11 protein-coding genes are annotated in these 18,330 nt (G+C 69.9%); 9 read left to right on the top strand and 2 right to left on the bottom strand.

The window, feature by feature from the left end; all coding sequences use genetic code 11:
• The first annotated feature begins 33 nt into the window (after positions 1 to 33).
• Genes AC1DWP_RS11915 through AC1DWP_RS11940 form a run of 6 tightly spaced genes read left to right on the top strand, consistent with a single transcriptional unit; the run spans position 34 to position 10,006 of the window.
• The gene (locus AC1DWP_RS11915; RefSeq protein ID WP_477614687.1) at positions 34 to 2,217 is read left to right on the top strand and encodes a bi-domain-containing oxidoreductase; all 2,184 of its coding nucleotides are present in this window, start codon (positions 34 to 36) and stop codon (positions 2,215 to 2,217) included.
• A complete protein-coding gene (locus tag AC1DWP_RS11920) occupies positions 2,214 to 4,289 on the top strand; it encodes an alginate lyase family protein (protein WP_477614688.1) in 2,076 nt (691 codons plus the stop codon). Before AC1DWP_RS11915 ends, AC1DWP_RS11920 begins: the two co-directional genes overlap by 4 nt.
• Positions 4,286 to 5,866, top strand: coding sequence for a hypothetical protein (locus AC1DWP_RS11925; protein ID WP_477614689.1), 1,581 nt, complete (start codon positions 4,286 to 4,288; stop codon positions 5,864 to 5,866). The genes AC1DWP_RS11920 and AC1DWP_RS11925 overlap by 4 nt, the downstream gene beginning before the upstream one ends.
• Complete coding sequence (locus tag AC1DWP_RS11930; RefSeq protein ID WP_477614690.1) at positions 5,863 to 7,539, top strand: GumC domain-containing protein; 1,677 nt, start codon at positions 5,863 to 5,865, stop codon at positions 7,537 to 7,539. The genes AC1DWP_RS11925 and AC1DWP_RS11930 overlap by 4 nt, the downstream gene beginning before the upstream one ends.
• Positions 7,536 to 8,786, top strand: coding sequence for an O-antigen ligase family protein (locus AC1DWP_RS11935; protein WP_477614691.1), 1,251 nt, complete (start codon positions 7,536 to 7,538; stop codon positions 8,784 to 8,786). The genes AC1DWP_RS11930 and AC1DWP_RS11935 overlap by 4 nt, the downstream gene beginning before the upstream one ends.
• The gene (locus AC1DWP_RS11940) at positions 8,783 to 10,006 is read left to right on the top strand and encodes a glycosyltransferase (RefSeq protein WP_477614692.1); all 1,224 of its coding nucleotides are present in this window, start codon (positions 8,783 to 8,785) and stop codon (positions 10,004 to 10,006) included. The genes AC1DWP_RS11935 and AC1DWP_RS11940 overlap by 4 nt, the downstream gene beginning before the upstream one ends.
• A 39-nt stretch (positions 10,007 to 10,045) precedes the next feature.
• Here the strand turns inward: AC1DWP_RS11940 and AC1DWP_RS11945 are convergent, their stop codons facing one another.
• On the bottom strand, positions 10,046 to 11,194 hold the full coding sequence (locus AC1DWP_RS11945; protein ID WP_477614693.1) for a glycosyltransferase family 4 protein: 1,149 nt from the start codon (positions 11,192 to 11,194) through the stop codon (positions 10,046 to 10,048).
• A 276-nt stretch (positions 11,195 to 11,470) separates the two neighbouring features.
• Between AC1DWP_RS11945 and AC1DWP_RS11950 the strand changes: the two genes are divergently transcribed.
• A complete protein-coding gene (locus tag AC1DWP_RS11950; RefSeq protein WP_477614694.1) occupies positions 11,471 to 12,103 on the top strand; it encodes a phosphatase PAP2 family protein in 633 nt (210 codons plus the stop codon).
• A complete protein-coding gene (locus AC1DWP_RS11955) occupies positions 12,100 to 13,686 on the top strand; it encodes a right-handed parallel beta-helix repeat-containing protein (RefSeq protein WP_477614695.1) in 1,587 nt (528 codons plus the stop codon). Before AC1DWP_RS11950 ends, AC1DWP_RS11955 begins: the two co-directional genes overlap by 4 nt.
• Positions 13,687 to 13,765: 79 nt before the next feature.
• On the opposite strand, the gene AC1DWP_RS11960 is transcribed toward AC1DWP_RS11955, so the two are convergent.
• A complete protein-coding gene (locus AC1DWP_RS11960) occupies positions 13,766 to 14,416 on the bottom strand; it encodes a hypothetical protein (protein ID WP_477614696.1) in 651 nt (216 codons plus the stop codon).
• A gap of 287 nt (positions 14,417 to 14,703) precedes the next feature.
• Here AC1DWP_RS11960 and mfd point away from each other — a divergent pair, with 287 nt between their 5' ends.
• Positions 14,704 to 18,300, top strand: coding sequence for a transcription-repair coupling factor (mfd, locus tag AC1DWP_RS11965; protein ID WP_477614697.1), 3,597 nt, complete (start codon positions 14,704 to 14,706; stop codon positions 18,298 to 18,300).
• Positions 18,301 to 18,330: the final 30 nt, after the last annotated feature.

An 18,330-nucleotide genomic window follows, 5' to 3' on the forward strand; every position in this document is an offset into this window, starting at 1 on the left:
GCCCGATCAGAACGCAGGGATGTGGAAGAGGACATGAAGCAGGTAGCCCAGAACTATCGCTCCGGTGAGCTCGTGGTGCTCGACGTGCCGGCTCCGGCGTGCAAGCCCGGCGGGGTGCTCGTGCGGACGCTGTACTCGTTGATCTCCACGGGGACCGAGATGATGAAGGTCACCGAGGCCCGGCTCTCGCTGATCGGCAAGGCGCGGGCCAGGCCGGACCAGGTCAAGAAGGTCCTCGACTCGGTGGCGCAGCAGGGTCCGGTTGCCACGTACAAGAAGGCCATCAACACCCTGGACAGCTACACCCCGCTCGGCTACTCACTCTGCGGCGTCGTCGTGGAGGTGGGGGCTGGTGCCGAGGAGTTCGCCGTCGGGGACCTGGTGGCCGCGGCCGGCAACGAGTTCGCGCTCCACGCCGAGGTGAACTGGGTGCCCGTCAACCTGTGCGTCGCCGTGCCCGCCGGGGTCGAGCCGGAGCACGCCGCGTTCGCGACCGTGGGCGCCATCGCGATGCAGGGTGTCCGGCGCAGTGAGGCCCAGCTCGGGGAGATGGCGTGCGTCATCGGGCTCGGGCTCATCGGGCAGCTGGTCGTCCGGCTGCTGGTGGCCTCCGGCGTCCGGGTGGTCGGCGTCGACACGGTGCCGGAGCGGTGCCGGATGGCCGAGGCCGCCGGCGCCCTGACGTGCGGAGCCCCCCACGACGACGGTGCGGCCCACGTCGAACAGGCCATCCTGGCGGCTACCAGCGGGCTTGGCGCCGACCACGTGTTCCTCGCCGCCGGCGGCGACAGCAACGGACCCGTCGAGCTGGCCGCCCGCCTCGCGCGGGATCGCGCGCGGGTCGTCGACATCGGCAAGACCAAGCTGGACCTGCCGTGGAACGCCTACTACGAGAAGGAGCTCGACGTCCGGTTCTCGCGCTCGTACGGTCCCGGCCGCTACGACGACCGGTACGAGCTCGAGGGCATCGACTACCCCGCCGGCTATGTGCGGTGGACCGAGCGTCGAAACCTCCAGTGCTTCCTCGACCTCCTGTCGGGCAAGTCCCTCGAGGTGGCCTCCCTCGTGTCCGGGACGCGGCCCATCGCAGACGCGCCATCGGTCTACGAGGAGATGCGCACCGGGTCGATGCGCGGCATCGGCTTCCTGTTCGAGTACCCGCGCCCCGCGGTCGATGCCGACGGTTCCACGGGTGAGCTGTTCACCCGCACGGTGACCGTTCCGCGCTCGTCCGCTCCGAGGACGCGGCTCGAGGGAGCCACCGCGCGGCTGGGCTTCGTCGGTGCCGGTAGCTACGCCAGCTCCATGTTGCTGCCCCACCTCGCGAAGCACCACGCGGCGACGTTGGCCACCGTGGCGACGACTCGTTCGCTGTCCGCCGTCAACGCGCAGCGCAAGTTCGGGTTCGAGGCGCTGACGACCGACGCCAGTGTGGTGCTCGAGGACCCGACGATCGACGCCGTGTTCGTCGTCACGCGGCACCACTCGCACGCCGACTTCGTCTGCCGGGCGCTCGAGCAGGGCAAGGCCGTCTTCGTCGAGAAGCCCCTGGCCCTGACCCCCGAGCAGGTGGACCGCATCCTGGAGGTCGTGGAGACGACCGGCAACGACCGCGTCATGGTGGGGTTCAACCGCCGCTTCGCGCCCCTCTTCACCGATCTGCGCGGACGCTTCGGCCGTCCGACCGGACCCATGAGCGCCCGCTACCTCGTCAACGCGGGATCCCTCGACGCCACGAGCTGGTACCTCAACGAAGAGCTCGAGGGTTCACGGTTCCTCGGTGAGGGTGGGCACTTCATCGACACCCTCAGCGCCTGGATCGGGCACGACCCGGTGCGGGTGATGGCGCAGCAGACCTCCAACGGCGCGGATCTGCACGTCCTGCTCACTTATGCCGACGGCTCGCTCGCGACCATCACGTACGCGACCGACGGCGACAGCCGGTTCCCGAAGGAGACGCTGGACGTCTCCGGTGGTGGCAGCAACGCCCGTCTCGACAACTTCTCCCGCGCCACCCTCTGGAGCCGCGCGGGCAAGGACGTGAAGCGCTCGTATGCCGGTCAGGACAAGGGACAGCGCGCCGAGGTGGCCGCCTTCGTCGACGCGGTGGTTGCAGGTCGCCCGATGCCCATCTCGCTGGAGTCGCTGGTTGCGACCACCCGGGCGACGATCGCCGTCGGCCAGAGCCTTGTCTCCCACGAGGCAGTGTCACCATGAGCAGGTCCGCGCAGTGGTACCTGCGTCGGCTGCGCGGAATGACGCCAGACGAGGTGCTGCAGCGAGTCGCTGACCGGGGACGCCAGGCCCTGTGGGCGCGCCGACGGGTGGAGCTGGGCGCAGCGCCCGGGACCGTCGCGGGACTCCTGCCTGATCGTCGGTTTGCCAGTGCGCTGGAGCCGGACGTGAGGGGACAGGTGCCGGCAGCGGCTCGGGACGCGGTGGTCACCGCGGCCGATCGGCTGCTGCGAGGTGAGTATGCCGTGCTGGGCACCAGCCGTCGCGACATCCTCGACCCCGACTGGTTCCACGACCCGGTGACGGGTCGCCGCGCTCCCCAGCACGTGCTGGCCTTCCGCATCGACCATCGCGACGAAGGCGTGACGGGAAACATCAAGTCGGTGTGGGAGCTGTCGCGACACCACCACCTGACGGTCCTCGCGGCCGCCTGGTGGCTGACCGGCGACGAGCGGTACGCCGACACCGTGGCGCGGCAGCTCAGGTCGTGGTGGGCCGCCAACCCCTTCCTCTCCGGGGTGCACTGGACCAGCGGTATCGAGATCGGGGTCCGGCTCATCAGCTGGGCATGGGTGCGACGGCTGCTGGACGGCTGGCCGGGGGCAGCCGGCCTGTTCGAGGACAACGCCGACGCCCTCCAGCAGCTCAGGTGGCACCAAGAGTTTCTCGCCGCCTTCCGAAGCACTGGGTCGTCGGCCAACAACCACCTGGTTGCCGAGGCGGCCGGGCAGCTGGTCGCGGCCTGTGCCTTCCCCTGGTTCCGCGAGAGCGACGAGTGGCGCACTCGCGCGACGGTCGAGCTGGAGAACTCGTTGGCCGCCAACACCTTTTCCAGTGGGCTGAACCGAGAGCAGGCCTCCGACTACCACCGCTTCGTGACCGAGCTGGGCCTGGTGTCGCTGGCCGAGGCGGGTCGTGCGGGCCACCCTCTGAGCCCCTCGACCAGGTCGTTGCTGGTGTCGTCCCTGGACGCTGCGGCCGCCATGCTCGACGCGAGTGGTCGCCCACCTCGACAGGGCGATGGTGACGAGGGTCGCGCCCTGGTGGTCGACGGCCCGGACGTCGATCCGTGGGCAAGCCTGCTTGCAGCGGGTGGTGCCGTCGTCGGGCCTCTTGGCTGGTGGCCGCCGACGGTGGCCGGTGTCCAGAGCACCGTGCTCCGCGCCGTTGCCGCCGGCACGTCGACGGCCGCGGGCGCCGAGAACACCCCATTGCCTGACCGGGCCGCGAGCGCCCCGCTCGCCTTTCGCGACGCGGGCCTCTACGTGCTCCGCACCCCCCAAGGCCAGGGGCCCGAGATCTGGTGTCGCTGTGATGGAGGCCCACACGGGTTCCTGTCCATCGCGGCGCATGCCCACGCGGACGCCTTGTCGGTCGAGCTCCGCTGCGACGGTGTCGAGCTGCTCGTCGATCCCGGGACATTCTGCTACCACGGAGACCCCGTCTGGCGGCAGTACTTCCGCTCCACTGCCGCGCACAACACCATCGAGGTGGACGGCGTCAGCCAGTCCGTCGAAGGCGGGCCATTTCTCTGGAGCAGCCAGACCGACGCCGTGGTCGACCACTTCGAGCCGGACGGCCCGGTGCAGGCGTGGACGGCTCACCACGCCGGCTATGCGCGACTTGATCCTCGACTTCGTCACGAACGTACGGTGACGCTGGACCCGGTCGAGCGCGCGCTCCGCGTCACGGACACCCTGACGGGGTCCGCGTCCGCGCGGCATACCCTGCGCCTGGCGTGGCACCTTGGACCGGAGGTCCGGGCGCGGCTCACTGACGGAGGGGCGCAGCTGTCCTGGACGGGGGAGTCGGGTCCTGGCCGCGCCCTGCTCCGCCTGCCTCAGTCGCTGACGTGGTCGAGCCACCGCGGTGAGGTGGACCCGGTCCTGGGGTGGTACTCCCCCCGCTTCGGGGAGAAGGTGCCGACCACCACCTTGGTGGGCTCCGGCTCGTGGACGGGCGCACTCACCCTGCAGACCGGTCTCGATCTCACCGAGAGTGCCGCGGCGGTGCGGGCCGCCTCCTTCTCGTCGCCCGGCGAGGAGGAGTCGTGAGCGAACAAGCCCTCGACCTGAGAGCGACCTGGGCGATCGCCCGCCGTCGCGCGTGGATCCTCGCGCTCGCGGCCGCCATCGGGGCGGTCGACGGAGGTGTCGCCCTGTCGATGCGTCCTCCGGAGTACAGCAGCACGAGCAAGGTCCTCCTCCCCGTGGCCTCGCAGGGGTCGACCGTCGCACTCCCCGCCCACGGCATCGACACCCAGGTGCAGATCGCCCAGAGTGAAGCGGTGCTCGGGCCTGCCGGACAGGCAGTCACCCCCGCACTGACCGCAACCCAGGTGGCCAAGCGGGTGACCGTCAAGGCCGCGACGACGGACCTGATGAGCATCACGGCAACGGGGACCACTCCTGAGCGGGCGCGGGCCCTGTCCGGCGCCGTCGCCCAGGCGGAGCTGGACTACCTCAAGGCCGCGGCGAACACGATGCAGGCGCAGGCCAGAAGCGCCCTCTCGACGCGAGTCGCCGCGCTGCAGGCCAGCCTCGCGGCGGTGAACTCCGAGATCAAGAAGACCGATGTGCGACTTGCCGGCGAGTCCCCGGCCTCGCCTGCGGGCAAGGCGGACGCGGCCGCGCGCGCGCAGCTGACAGCGCAACAGGGCAGCTTGGTGCTCCAGGTCGACAAGCTCCAGCAGGAGACCGCGAACCAGTCCCTTGCCCAGCCCGGTGCCGTTGCCACCCTGATCGAAGCAGCCTCGCCGGCCGTGACCACGTCGCCCTTTGTCAGCGCTGCCCTCTTCGGGGTGGGGGGTGCCGCAGCCGGTGCCCTCCTGGTCCTGCTCATCCTCGTGCTGCGATCCCGCCGCGAGCGGGCCGTTCGTTCCCGGGACCAGATCGCCGATGCCGTCGGAATCCCTGTCGTGGCGTCCATCGAGAGCCATGCCCCGCGCTCGGTCGCGGGATGGACCGGACTGCTCAAGAGCTACGCGCCGCACAACGTCGAGACGTGGACCCTGCGCCAGCTGGTGCGCCTCGTGACGCCGGGCCACCCGGGAAGCCTCGCACCGGAGTCCGACGATGACACAGGGCCGACGGGAGTCGTCCTGCTGACGCTGTCCGGAGACGTCAAGGCCCTGGCGGTCGGTCCACAGCTCGCGTCCTTCGCGGCATCATCCGGTCTCCAGACCCAGCTGCTCACCGCACAGATGCATGAGTCGGCGAACGCGCTCCGGGTCGCGTGCGCGGGCCTCGCGCACGATGAGCAGCCGCGTCCCAGGCTGTCGGTCGACGGCAGCGGACACGCCCAGCGTTCCGCGGACCTGGTCGTGCACATCGCCGTGGCCGACCGTCAGCGTCCGGAGCTGCGCATGGGGGTGGGCAAGGCCGTGATCCTGCTCGCGGTGACAGCAGGATCAGCCACGGCGGAGGACCTTGCCAGGGTTGCGCTCGCCGCGGACGACTCGGGCAACTCCATCGCTCGAATCGTCGTCGTCGACCCGGACCCCCTGGACCGCACCACTGGACGCCTCCTGCCCTCTGAACGCGCGGCGCAGGTGCCACTCCCGTCGCTCATGACCGGCACCGCGGCCACGACCGAGGCGACCGCTCTGAGGACTCGGCGGAGGCTGCGATGATCGACGTCTCCTGGCGCATCGAGGACGAGGACCGCGACTTCGAGATCACCGGCGCACCGCGACCGCTTCTTGGCACCTGGCACTACCTCCGCAACTCCCTCCGCCGCGCGTGGCGCACCTGGAGCTTTCTCGCCGTGCTCGGAGCTGCGGTAGGCCTTGCCGTGGTCGTGCTGGTACCCCCGGCCACTCAGGGCACCGTGATGGTCTTGATGGCCCACCCCGCGAACCTCGACGCGCAGTCGGCGATGGCGACCGACCTCAGCCTGCTCAACACCCGGGAGGTGTCCTCCCGCACCGTCAAGGCACTGTCGCTGGATGTGTCGCCGGAGGCCTTTCAGTCGACGATCACTGCCGAACCGGTCACCCCCGAGGTGCTCACCATCTCGGTGTCGGCGCCGGACGGTCGGTCGGCGGTGATCCGGGCCGATGCCCTGACCGATCAGTACCTCACGTTTCGGGCTGAGCAGCTGAGGTCCCTCACTCGTGGCCTGATCGACGGGTACAAGTCCCGGATCGACACCCTCAGAGCGCAAGTCACCTCCCTCACCACCGCGTACAACGAGGAGCTACTGAAAGGCGCCGATGGGCAGAGCCAGGCTTCCGACATCCTGACCCGTCGCACCCAGCTGAATGCCCAGATCGTCGAACTGCAGGCTGCGTTGGAGGATGCATCGCTGAGCGCGGACGCCGCCATCGCGTCCACGCACGTGATCGACCCCGCAACGGTCGAGAGACGGTCCCTCAAGAGGCTGCTGGTCCTCAACGTGGCTTCAGGTCTCATCGCGGGAACCGCCCTGGGAGTCGGTCTCGTGCTGTTCCGGGCTCTCACGTCCACCAGGGTGCGACGCCGCCAGGACGTCGCGCTCGCCCTCGGCGCCCCGGTTCGGTACAGCGTTGCCTCGCGGGGACCCACGGAACGCCGCTTCGCGCCCCTGCGGTGGATCTCAGGGCCGTGGCACGCTCGTGACCTTGCGACGCTCGTCCACGGCTTGGCCTCGGCGCTGCCGGACCGCAGTGACACCACGCTGGCGGCGTTGCCTGCCGCTCCGGTCCGAGCCAGCTGGGTCGACGACCGGCAACAGGTCGTGGCGATGGTCGCCATCGGCAACGCAGGGGTGGCCGCCGAGGTGATGGCTGCGCTGGCACTCCAGCTCAATGCCCTCGGAAGGGCTGTCCTGCTGGTCGACCTCAGCCCGTCCGGAGCGCTGGTCGCCCACCTGTCGTCCAGGCGGTTTGCCAGGCGCGCCTCCCGCATGGCGTCGAGGGAGGCCTCCGCAGCAGCTCGGGCGCTTGGTTCGCCGACGGTGTTCCGTCCCACCGGGGCGGTCGGGCTGGCACGCGGCCCTCTGCGCGCCGCTCGCGGCGACTCGGCAGCCCTTCGTGGCGACGAGTTCCCGGATGACGCGTGGGCCGCGGCGGACGTCGTCCTCGTCCTGGCCGACGTCGACCCGGGGATCGATGCCGAGAGCCTCGCGTCATGGGTCGGGCGGGCCGTGCCGCTCGTCACTGCGGGCCAGTCCTCCCCGGAGCTGTTGCAGACCACAGCGGAGCTGGTCCGGGCGGCCGGTCTCGAGCTCCCCTTCGCCATGATGGTCGGGTCCGACGACACCGACGAGAGCCTCGGCCTCAAGGGCTCCCATGACTCGGGGTCCATGGCAGGGAGCCAGCGGTGAGCAATACCGCGACGGCGGCCCGCTGGGTCAGGCCATGGCCTCGCACGGATGAGCTCCGGCCGACCTCGTCCCTGCGGACCCGCGCCTCGGAAGTGCCGAGGCTCCTGTTCCTGGCGTGGGGGGCCCTGTTCTGCAACGTCCTCACGCCGACAGGGGTGTCGACGATCGTGCCGATCCCTGGCCCAGTCACCCAAGCGATCGCGCAGGGTTCCCTCATCCTCGCCGTGGTGCTGGCGCTCTTGGTGAACCCCCGGATCGTCATCCGGCCGCACCTGTTCCTGGTGCTCCTGTCCGTCATGGCGGTGGTGGCCCTGGCCGTCAGCATCCACAGCGTCTTCTTCCTGGGGTCGACCTATCGCGCGATGCGACTGGTCGGCTTCGTGGCCTGCCTGTGGCTGCTGTCCCCTTGGTGGGGCGCTCGGGACCTCCTGCTCCTGCGGGTCCACCGCCTCTGCCTGTGGGGAGCCCTGGTCCCCGTTGCCCTCGGGGCCCTGATCGCGCCCGGCAAGGCGTTCGCCTTCGAAGGTCGCCTGTCCGGGGTGATCTGGCCCATGTGGCCGACCGCCGTGGCGCACTACGCAGCAGTGCTGCTCGGCACGTCGGTCGTGTTGTGGCTGTGCCGCATCATCGGTGGGAGACATGCCCTGGTGGCCGTCGTGCTCTCGACGGCCTGTCTCCTGGGTACGCACACACGCACTGCCCTGCTCGGTGCCATCACGGGGCTCATCGTGGCCGCGGGCAGTCTCTTCCTCGGGCACGCACGCGTCCGGCGGACCTCGGTGACCACGCTCGTCGCCGTGATCGTCGGCGCCACCCTCTTTGCCCCGCAGGTGCTGCGCTGGGCTGCTCGCGGCCAGTCGGCGGAGCAGGCGACTGACCTGACTGGTCGGGCCACGGTGTGGACCGCAGTGTCGAACACCAGCCGCCCACGAATCCAGGAGCTCTTCGGATCGGGCCTGTCGGACAAGTCCTTCACCGGTCTGTCCGTGGACAGCAGCTGGGTGGCCACGTATCTCGACCTCGGATGGTTCGGCGTGGTCCTGCTCGTCACCTTCCTGTGCGTGCTGTTGGGGATGGCCGTCACCCACCCGCGGGGTCCGCGGCGCGCCATCGCCCTGTTCCTGATCACGTACTGCGTGTTGTCCTCGATCACGGAGACCGGCCTGGGTGACGCCTCGGCATACCTGCTCGACCTCGTGGTTGCGGCGTCCCTGGTCGTTCGTCCTGCACGTCGAGGGGCCACATGAGGATCCTGGTCATCCACGGTCGGTACCGGTCAGCGGCTCCGAGTGGGGAGAACATCGTCGTCGACCAGGAGGGAGCCGCGCTCCGCGCCGCCGGCCACGACGTCGAGCTCTTCGAACGGCACAGCGACGACATCGCCGGGTGGTCGCTGCCGCGCAAGGCAGCACTCCCCGCCACGACGCTGTGGAACGGCGAGGTCAAGCGCGACCTGGCGGCCCACATCGTGGCGACGCGACCGGATGTCGTGCACGTCCACAACACCTTTCCCCTGATCAGCTCCTCGGTCCTGTATGCGTGCCGCGATGCCGGGGTGCCTGTCGTCGCGACGATCCACAACTACCGGCTCCTCTGCGCAGGGGGTGGCTTCTTCCGCGACGGCGAACCGTGCCATGACTGCTCAGCCGGGCGCGGGGGGCCAGCCCTCCTGCACGGCTGCTACCGAGGGTCGCGTCTGGCAACGCTTCCGATCGTCGCCGCCAACCTCATCCATCGCCCGGCGTGGCAGCGTCTCGTTGCTGCCTACGTCTTCATCTCGGAGTCGCAGAAGAACCTGATGGAGGACCTCGCCCTCCCCCCGGAGCGGGTCTTCGTGAAGCACAACTTCGTCGTCGGCGGCGAGCTTCGCACGAAGGAGCGCGAGCACGTGGTGACCTACGTCGGCCGGCTGGACGCGGCCAAGGGCGTACCCCTCCTCATGAGCGCGTGGGACGCCTTCCGGGCCGAAAACCCCCACTCCGCACTGCGACTGACGGTGGTCGGCGGGGGTCCGCTGGAGGCGGAGGTGAAGGCCTGGGGCGCCAGGCACCCGACCGTGGAGCTGGCCGGCCTGGTGTCGCGCGAGCAGGTCGGCGACATGCTGGCCCGGTCGGTGGCGAGTGTGGTGACCTCACAGTCGGAGGAGACCTTCGGGCTGGTGGCCGTCGAGGCGATGGCGGCGGGGGTCGCATCGCTCGCCCCGGCAATGGGGCCCTTCCCGGAGCTCATCACGCAGGGGCTCGACGGCGTCCTGTTCCGAGCCGGAGATGCTGCTTCGCTTGCGGGGACCTTCGCCCAGATCGACCGGGATCCGCAGCGATTCGTCGCCATGGGCCTGCAAGGACGCGCGACCTACGAGCGCCGCTTCCAGCCGGAGAGCAGCCTCGAGCGTCTGCTGGAGATCTACGACTTCGCCATCGCCAACCCCGTCACCGCGCCCCCCAGGGTGGCTTCGAAGGGCCGCTGACGCGTCGCCCCGTCAACGCGGCCTGGTCGCCACGGCCGGTCAGTCGCGCACCACGGCTCCGCTGAGGAAGTCGAGAAGCCTGGGGCCCTGCACCGCCGTCGTGAACTCGGTCCGGGCGCGTGCCTTGGCGGCGACACCCATGGCCACGCGCCTCTCGGGGTCCGACATGACGGCGATGAGCCGGTCAGCGCCGGCGCCCGGGTCGTCGAGTGGCCAGAAGTCACCCTCCAATCCGGGGCTGAGGATCTCGGGGATGCCCCCTACAGGCGCCGTGAGGACGGGGAGACCCTCGGCCATTGCCTCCACGAGAGCTATCCCGAAGCTCTCCATGCGCGAGGCGTGGCAGTACACCTGATGGCCCGCGACCATCGGCCGGGGATCGGGTTGGTAGCCGACGAAGGTCACCTGGGTGGTGAGGCCGAGGAGTGCGGCCCTCTTCTCCAGGCCGGCACGGTCCGGACCGTCGCCGATGACCGTGAGCGTGTAGCGATGGCCGCGTTCGGCGGCGGCCGCCAGGACCTCGAGAAGGTAGCCCTGGTTCTTGCGCGGTTCCAGTGCTCCGACGGTGACGAGGTCCGCGATCGGGGTGACGGGTGGCCGGTCCACGATGTCGACGGCATTGGGTATGACGACGCCTGGGACCGCGCGCAGCGCTGGCAGCCGCTCCTCCAGCAGGGATCGCATGAACTGCGAGACGTAGACGACGCCGTCGAGCCGAGGCAGGACGTCTGCCTCGAACGACCGGATCGACGAGTAGGTCCGACCAGCTCTGGGGATCTCGCCCTTGTCCGCCCACTCGTCGGCCTGCGAGATGTTGAAATGGACTGCCATGACTACGGGTTCGTCATTGCGCACGCGCATCGCCGCACTGGCGGACACCGGGCACTGGGCATACACGACAGCTGGTCCGGCGGTCTCGGCGAGGCGCGCTGACAGCCCGCCCCGGAGGTAGGTCTCGTGCCACTGCCGGTACCACCACACGCCCAACGGTCCGCTCATCCGACCCAGGACCAGGCGTGCCCCGAACACCGGCATGCGGGTCAGGGACCTCTGGGAGAACGGTGTCACCACGGTGGCGGCACGCCCGCTGGACCGTGCGTACGAGCGAACGGTGGCAACGTGGCTCTGGACCCCGGAGCCCCCCGCCTCACGCAGGAGGGTCGCCAGGACGATCGTGGGTTCCGGCACTGGAGCTGGCTGCACGAGTCCCCTTGAGTGGTGTGGTGTTCCGGGCCGGGCGCCCGGTCTGCGATTCTCTCCGAACGCCGGGTCGGCCGCCACCCGCATCCAGCGAAGTCTGCTGCCCTGGCGGGTAGACTTCACGTACTCGATCGTCAGGTGACACGGACCCCGTGCACCCTGGAACCTGCCGGTTCGAGGTCCAGGTGGGGAGGTCTCCGGATGACACAGGGGGGAAGCCGCTCGGCGAGTGGCGCCGCGACGTCGGTGTCATCTGCGGCGGCCGTGTCATCGACGCTCGCCATGGGGGCGGCACTGGCCTACCTGGCGCTCGCGGCACTCGTGACGACTGCGCGAACTCGCGGAGTCGACTCCAGCGTCTACTGGTTCTTCCGGCCGGGCGGGGTCTGGGGACGTACCCAGCGGATCAATGCAGACCTCGTCGACGGACTGGAGCCGCGCGTCGTCTTCTCCACTCTCGCTGTCGTGGCTGTCCTCTTCGCGGTTCGCCGGCGCTCCTGGCGCCCGTTGACGGTCGTCGCCGTGTTGTCAGTCGTGACGGCCCTGATCACCATCGTGACGAAGGTGGTCGTCCAGCGAGCAGACACCGGGGGAGCCTTCGGAGTCGGTGGGGGCAGCTTTCCCTCTGGGCACGCTGCGGCCATCACGGTCTGCATCTTCGGCCTGCTGATGCTCTTCCGGGTGCGAATTCGCCTCTGGGAGTGGGCAGTCCTGCTGTTGGTCGCCATGGTGGTGACCGTCCCGCTGCTCTTCGTCGGCCTGCACTGGTTGACCGACGTGGTCGGCGGCATCCTCGTCGGGCTCGCCGTGAGCTCCGCTCTGAGCTCGGTCCTCCTGCTGCGCCCGCGTCCCGGCGTCCGGCCTGGGTCTCCGCGGGATTCGCAGGATTCGCGGTGACAGGGTCGAGACTCGTCCTCATGGCGGTCGGCGTCCTGCTGGTGGGATCACTCTCCGCCAGCCATCCGCGCGACGTCCGAGCCGGGGTCGGACCACGGCCGGCCAACGGGTCGACCACCCAGCCGGCCGGCGTCGGGCCCCCGGGAGGTGCCGCGCCTGTGGCGCCCACGCAGGCACCTGCCCGCCCGCCCGTGGCGGTGTGCGACTCCGTGCTCCTGCGCGGCCCGGCCGCAGCGCCCCAGGGTGCGGTGGTCGTCGGGCTGTCCGACGACCTCGAGTCCGTGACCGACAGCAACGACCCCGGCACGACGTTCTGGTTGGCCGCAGGCACCCACCATCTCGGTGACGGGCAGTACAACCAGGTCCACCCGAAGGCCGGCAACCGCTACGTGGGAGCGCCGGGGGCCATCATCGACGGTCGCCACCTCAACCAATATGCCTTTGGTGGACAGGAGGCGGGGGTCCACATCTCCTACCTGACGATCCAGGGGTTCGGCTCCGCGGGCGAGAACTTCAACGAGGGCGTGGTCAACCACGACTTCGCCACCGGGTGGGTGTTCTCGCACGTGACGGTGCAGGGCAATGCAGGGGCGGGGTTGCTCCTGGGCACCGACAACGTCCTCGAGCTGAGCTGCATCCGAGGCAATGGTCAGTCCGGATTCAACGCCTATCGACCCGACGGTGGCCGGAACCTCGTGGTCGACCGCAACGAGATCACGGACAACAACACCGACGACTGGGAGGAGAGTCAACCCGGCTGTGGCTGCACCGCCGGGGGGAAGTTCTGGGACACACGAGGTGCCGTCGTGACCAACAACTACGTCCATGACAACCGGGGCGTGGGACTGTGGGCGGACACCGACAATGTCGGCTTCCGCTTCCAGGGCAACTACTTCTCGGAGAACGACGGCGAAGCGCTGTGGTACGAGATCAGCTACAACGCCGAGATCATCGCGAACACGTTCATCCGCAATGCACTGGTCAAGGGGCCGGCCAACCCTGGCTTCCCGGCGGGGGCGGTCTACCTCTCCGAGGCGGGCCAGGACTCCCGCGTCGAGCCCACCGTGGGTGCCTCTTTCGTCATCGCCCGCAACACCTTCATCGACAACTGGGGTGGGGTCGTCCTCTGGGAGAACGCTGATCGGTTCGCCGGATCACCCAGCAACACGAGCAGCGACTACGGGACGCTGGTGAACCCGGAGGCGACGGTGGGGCAGTGTGCGAAGAAGGACGTGGTGAGCCGCCCGCCCTACCGCAGCGACTGTCGGTGGAAGACGCAGAACGTCCAGGTCCATGACAACTCCTTCTCGTTCGACCCGGGCCGGCTCGGCGCAGCCTGCACGGTCGAGAACACCTGCGGCTACCAGGGGTTGTTCTCCAACTCCGGAAGCTCCCCTGACTGGTCGCCATACCTCGGCGATGTCGTCCAGCGCGCAATCACCTTCTCGCAGAACAACAAGTGGTTCGACAACACCTACGTGGGCCCGTGGTCGTTCATGGTGCTCGCGCAGGGCAACACCGCGACCTGGGACGTCTGGCGAGCACAGCCCTACGGACAGGACGTCGGCAGCTCGATGCGGTGAGGTCCCCACCGATGCTCCAGCAAGGAGGCTCCACGCTGAACCTGCACGGCGGCGCTGAACCTGCAGGGCGGCGAAGGGCTCACTGCTTGAGTGGGGCTGATCTCACTCCTTGGGCCAGCGCGGCCAGGTTCGGTGAAGTGCCGTCCCTGTAGACGAGGGTCAGCTGGTCGTCCTTGAACCAGGCCGCCACAGCGGGCGCACCCGTGGTGAGGGCCATGACCCCGTCCTTCGTCCTCACGAACCGCGGCGCCGACTTCGACGCGGTGACCGCGTTGAGCAGCTGCACGACGTACTGGTCCTGGAAGGTCGTGCTCTTCGCGACTCCGCGCTTGGTCGTGTACACCGCGACAGCGCCCACGTCGCGGCCGGCGACCGTCAGCGAGTGGATGGCCGAGGAGGTGATCACGTGGGCCGAGGCCTTGCTGACCGCAGCGAACCGCTGCTTGTCCTTCGCGGAGGGCGCGCCGTAGCCGATCGTCCCCACCCTTCCGGGCGTGATGACAGGCATCGCCGCCCGTGGGTCCCTGACGATCCGGGCACTGGTGGCGGACGCCTTCCCGGTGGCGGGCGCCTTCGCGCTGGGGGCGGCCGAGCCTGCTGTCGCCTGCGTTGACGCAGCTGCCGGCGCACCGGTCGCTCCGGACCCGGTGGACGAGCCGGAGTCGGTGCAGCCGGTGAGCGTGGCGACGACGAGGGCGCCAACCACCGGGAGCCAAGCAGTCCTGCGCATCAGCAAAACCTCCCTCGTGCCCCGGCAGCCGCGCTCGCCGCGCCCCGGCGGCTCCCACCACGGTCTCGTCGACCATAACCAGCGCGCAGGGACCCCTGACACCTGCGAATGCTGTAGACGCCCCAGTGTTCCAGGCGTCGTCGTCGCTGGATGAGGCCGTCGGTGGCGGCGGTTAGAGTGGTGGGCACTCCCCATTCGTCGTCCACCCGCACGTCGTTTGATGTGGGGCTTTCGTGCTGCCCACGCGGCCGCTGCGCCCCCGCCAAGCTGTCTCCAGGAGCCTTGTTATGACCCTCGCCCCGCTGCTCGACCTCCTCGGTGCCGATGCCGCCGTCGGTCGGGCTCTCGCGGTCGCCCGCGCGGGCGAGCAGGTCGCCGACCTGGCCGTCACGGCCGGTGCCAGGCCGGCCCTCATCGCCGCGCTCGCCCGCGACAGTGGTCGGCCGATCCTCGCGGTGACGGCGACGACGCGCGAGGCCGAGGACCTGGTCGCGGCGCTCGGGTGCTTCCTCGACCACGACCGCGTCGCCGAGTTCCCGGCCTGGGAGACCCTGCCCCACGAGCGGCTCAGCCCGCGCAGCGACACCGTCGGCAAGCGGCTGGCCGTGCTGCGCCGGCTCAAGCACCCCGACTCCTCCGACCCGACCTACGGCCCGCTCGACGTCGTCGTGGCCCCGGTGCGGGCCGTGCTGCAACCGGTTTCGCAGGGCCTGGGTGACCTCGCCCCGGTCGCCCTCAAGGCCGGCGACGACGCGCCCCTCGAGGAGGTCGTCGAGCACCTCGCGGCCGCGGCATACACGCGCACCGACCTCGTGGAGCGGCGCGGGGAGTTCGCGGTCCGTGGCGGCATCCTCGATGTCTTCCCGCCCACCGAGGACCACCCGGTGCGGGTCGAGTTCTGGGGCGACACGGTCGAGGAGATCCGCTGGTTCAAGGTCGCCGACCAGCGCAGCCTCGAGGTCGCCGAGCACGGGCTCTGGGCCCCGCCCTGTCGCGAGGTGCTGCTGACCGACTCGGTGCGCGCTCGAGCCGCCGCCCTGATGGACCAGCTGCCCGGAGCGGTCGACCTGCTCGCGAAGCTCGCCGAGGGCATCGCCGTCGAGGGCATGGAGTCCCTCGCCCCAGCCCTGGTCGACGGGATGGAGAGCGTCCTCGACACCCTGCGCGACGGCACCGCCGTGGTCCTGTGCGACCCCGAACGCGTGCGCACCCGCGCCCACGACCTCGTGGCCACGAGCCAGGAGTTCCTCGAGGCCGGCTGGGCCAACGCCGCCGTCGGCAACACCGTGCCGATCGACCTGCAGGGGATCCTGGGCACCGCGTCGTTCTGGAGCCTCGCCGACCTCCGCGCCCACGCCCAGGGCTCCGGTATGCCGTGGTGGGACCTCGGCCCGTTCGTCGCCGACGAGGAGCTCGCCGTGGGCGACTCGGTGGTGGTGAACACCGGCCTGGAGGAGGCGCCGCGGTACCGCGGCAGCACCCCGGATGCCGTCGCCGACCTCCAGCGCTGGGTCGCCGACGGCTGGCGGGTCGTGGTCGTCACGGAGGGGCCGGGGCTGGCCCGCCGCGTCGCCGAGGTGCTGGCCGACGAGTCCGTCGCCGCGCGGCTCGACGCCGACCTGACCGACCTCTCCGACGGCGTGGTTCACCTGACCACGGGCAGCGTCGGCAGCGGGTTCCTCTCTCCTGCAAGCAAGTTCGCCCTCATCACCGAGACCGACCTCACCGGCACGCCGGGGCAGGGTGGCTCCACCAAGGACATGCGCAAGATGCCCTCGCGTCGGCGCAACCAGGTGGACCCGCTCCAGCTCAAGCCGGGCGACTACGTCGTCCACGAGCAGCACGGTGTCGGCAAGTTCGTCGAGATGGTACAGCGCACCATCGGTGCCGCCACCCGGGAGTACCTCCTCATCGAGTACGCCCCGGGCAAGCGGGGTCAACCGGGCGACCGGCTCTTCGTGCCCACCGACCAGCTCGACCAGGTCACCCGCTACGTGGGTGGCGAGATGCCCACGCTCAACAAGATGGGCGGCAGCGACTGGGCCAAGACCAAGGGCCGGGCGCGCAAGTACGTCAAGCAGATCGCGGCCGAGCTGATCCAGCTCTACTCGGCCCGGATGGCCACCAAGGGCCATGCCTTCGCGCCGGACACCCCCTGGCAGCGTGAGCTCGAGGACGCGTTCTCCTACGTCGAGACCCCCGACCAGCTCAGCTCGATCGACGAGGTCAAGTCCGACATGGAGCGCACCGTGCCGATGGACCGCCTCATCTGCGGAGACGTCGGCTACGGCAAGACCGAGATCGCCGTGCGCGCCGCGTTCAAGGCGATCCAGGACGGCAAGCAGGTGGCCGTGCTCGTGCCGACCACGCTGCTGGTCCAGCAGCACCTGCAGACCTTCACCGAGCGCTATCAGCAGTTCCCTGTGGTCGTGCGCCCGTTGTCGCGCTTCCAGAGCGACAAGGAGGCCCGCGAGACGATCGCCGGCCTCGCCAACGGCAGCGTCGACCTCGTCATCGGAACGCACCGGCTGCTCGGCGGCACGATCCAGTACAAGGACCTCGGGCTCGTTGTCATCGACGAGGAACAGCGCTTCGGCGTCGAGCACAAGGAACAGCTCAAGACCCTGCGGACCGCCGTCGACGTGCTCGCCATGTCGGCCACCCCCATCCCGCGCACGCTCGAGATGGCCGTGACCGGCATACGCGAGATGTCGACGCTGGCCACGCCTCCTGAGGAGCGGCACCCGGTCCTGACCTATGTCGGTGCCTACGACGAGAAGCAGATCGTGGCCGCCATCCGGCGCGAGCTGCTCCGCGAGGGGCAGGTCTTCCTCGTCCACAACAAGGTGTCGACGATCGAGCGCGCCGCCAGCCGCATCCGCGAGCTCGTGCCGGAGGCCCGCGTGGCGACCGCCCACGGCAAGATGGGCGAGCACAGGCTGGAGCAGGTCGTCCTCGACTTCTGGGACAAGAAGTTCGACGTGCTGGTCTGCACGACGATCGTCGAGACCGGCCTCGACATCTCCAACGCCAACACGCTCATCGTCGAGCGCTCCGACGTCCTCGGCCTCTCCCAGCTGCACCAGCTCCGCGGCCGGGTCGGGCGAGGCCGCGAGCGGGCCTACTGCTACTTCCTCTACCCACCCGAGAAGCCGATGACCGAGACGGCCCACGACCGGCTGCAGACCATGGCCAGCCACACCGACCTCGGTGCCGGCATCCAGATCGCCATGAAGGACCTCGAGATCCGCGGCGCCGGCAACCTGCTCGGCGGGGAGCAGTCCGGGCACATCGCCGGCGTGGGCTTCGACCTCTACGTACGCCTCGTCGGAGAAGCGGTGGCCGACTTCCGGGGTGACGGCGAGACGGCGCCCGGCGAGATCAAGATCGAGCTCCCGGTCGATGCCCACCTTCCCCACGAGTACGTCCCTGGGGAGCGGTTGCGCCTCGAGGCCTACAAGAAGCTGGCCAGCGTCCTCGACGAACAGGCGCTCGCCGACATCGAGGCCGAGCTGGTCGACCGCTATGGCCCGCTGCCCGAGCCGGTCCGCAACCTCATGGAGGTGGCTCGGCTGCGCACGGTGGCCCGGCAGGCAGGGGTCGCGGACATCTCGGTGCAGGGCAACTTCGTCCGGTTCGGGCCGGTCGACCTCCCCGAGTCGGCGCAGCTGCGGCTGCAGCGGCTCTACCCGAAGTCGCTCGTCAAGGACGCGCTGCATACCATTCTGGTGCCGAAGCCGATGACGGCTCGGGTGGGTGGCCAACCGCTGCGCGACACGGCAGTCTTGCAGTGGGCCAGTGACCTCATCCGAGGCGTGCTGCTGGGCAGCGTCGCAGACGCCGCCCGGGTCGCCACCGGTCAGGACACGGTTTCGGCCCGCTGAGCCACCACACGTTGTACCGAGTGAAGGATG

The organism is Pedococcus sp. P2_F6 (genome assembly GCF_056403675.1).

Excerpts from the sequence above, each read along its gene's own strand:
- AC1DWP_RS11940 (WP_477614692.1), top strand. The coding sequence starts at position 8,783 with ATGAGGATCCTGGTCATCCACGGTCGGTACCGGTCAGCGGCTCCGAGT.
- AC1DWP_RS11930 (WP_477614690.1), top strand. The coding sequence starts at position 5,863 with ATGATCGACGTCTCCTGGCGCATCGAGGACGAGGACCGCGACTTCGAG.
- AC1DWP_RS11915 (WP_477614687.1), top strand. The coding sequence starts at position 34 with ATGAAGCAGGTAGCCCAGAACTATCGCTCCGGTGAGCTCGTGGTGCTC.
- AC1DWP_RS11920 (WP_477614688.1), top strand. The coding sequence starts at position 2,214 with ATGAGCAGGTCCGCGCAGTGGTACCTGCGTCGGCTGCGCGGAATGACG.
- AC1DWP_RS11960 (WP_477614696.1), bottom strand. The coding sequence starts at position 14,416 with ATGCGCAGGACTGCTTGGCTCCCGGTGGTTGGCGCCCTCGTCGTCGCC.
- mfd (WP_477614697.1), top strand. The coding sequence starts at position 14,704 with ATGACCCTCGCCCCGCTGCTCGACCTCCTCGGTGCCGATGCCGCCGTC.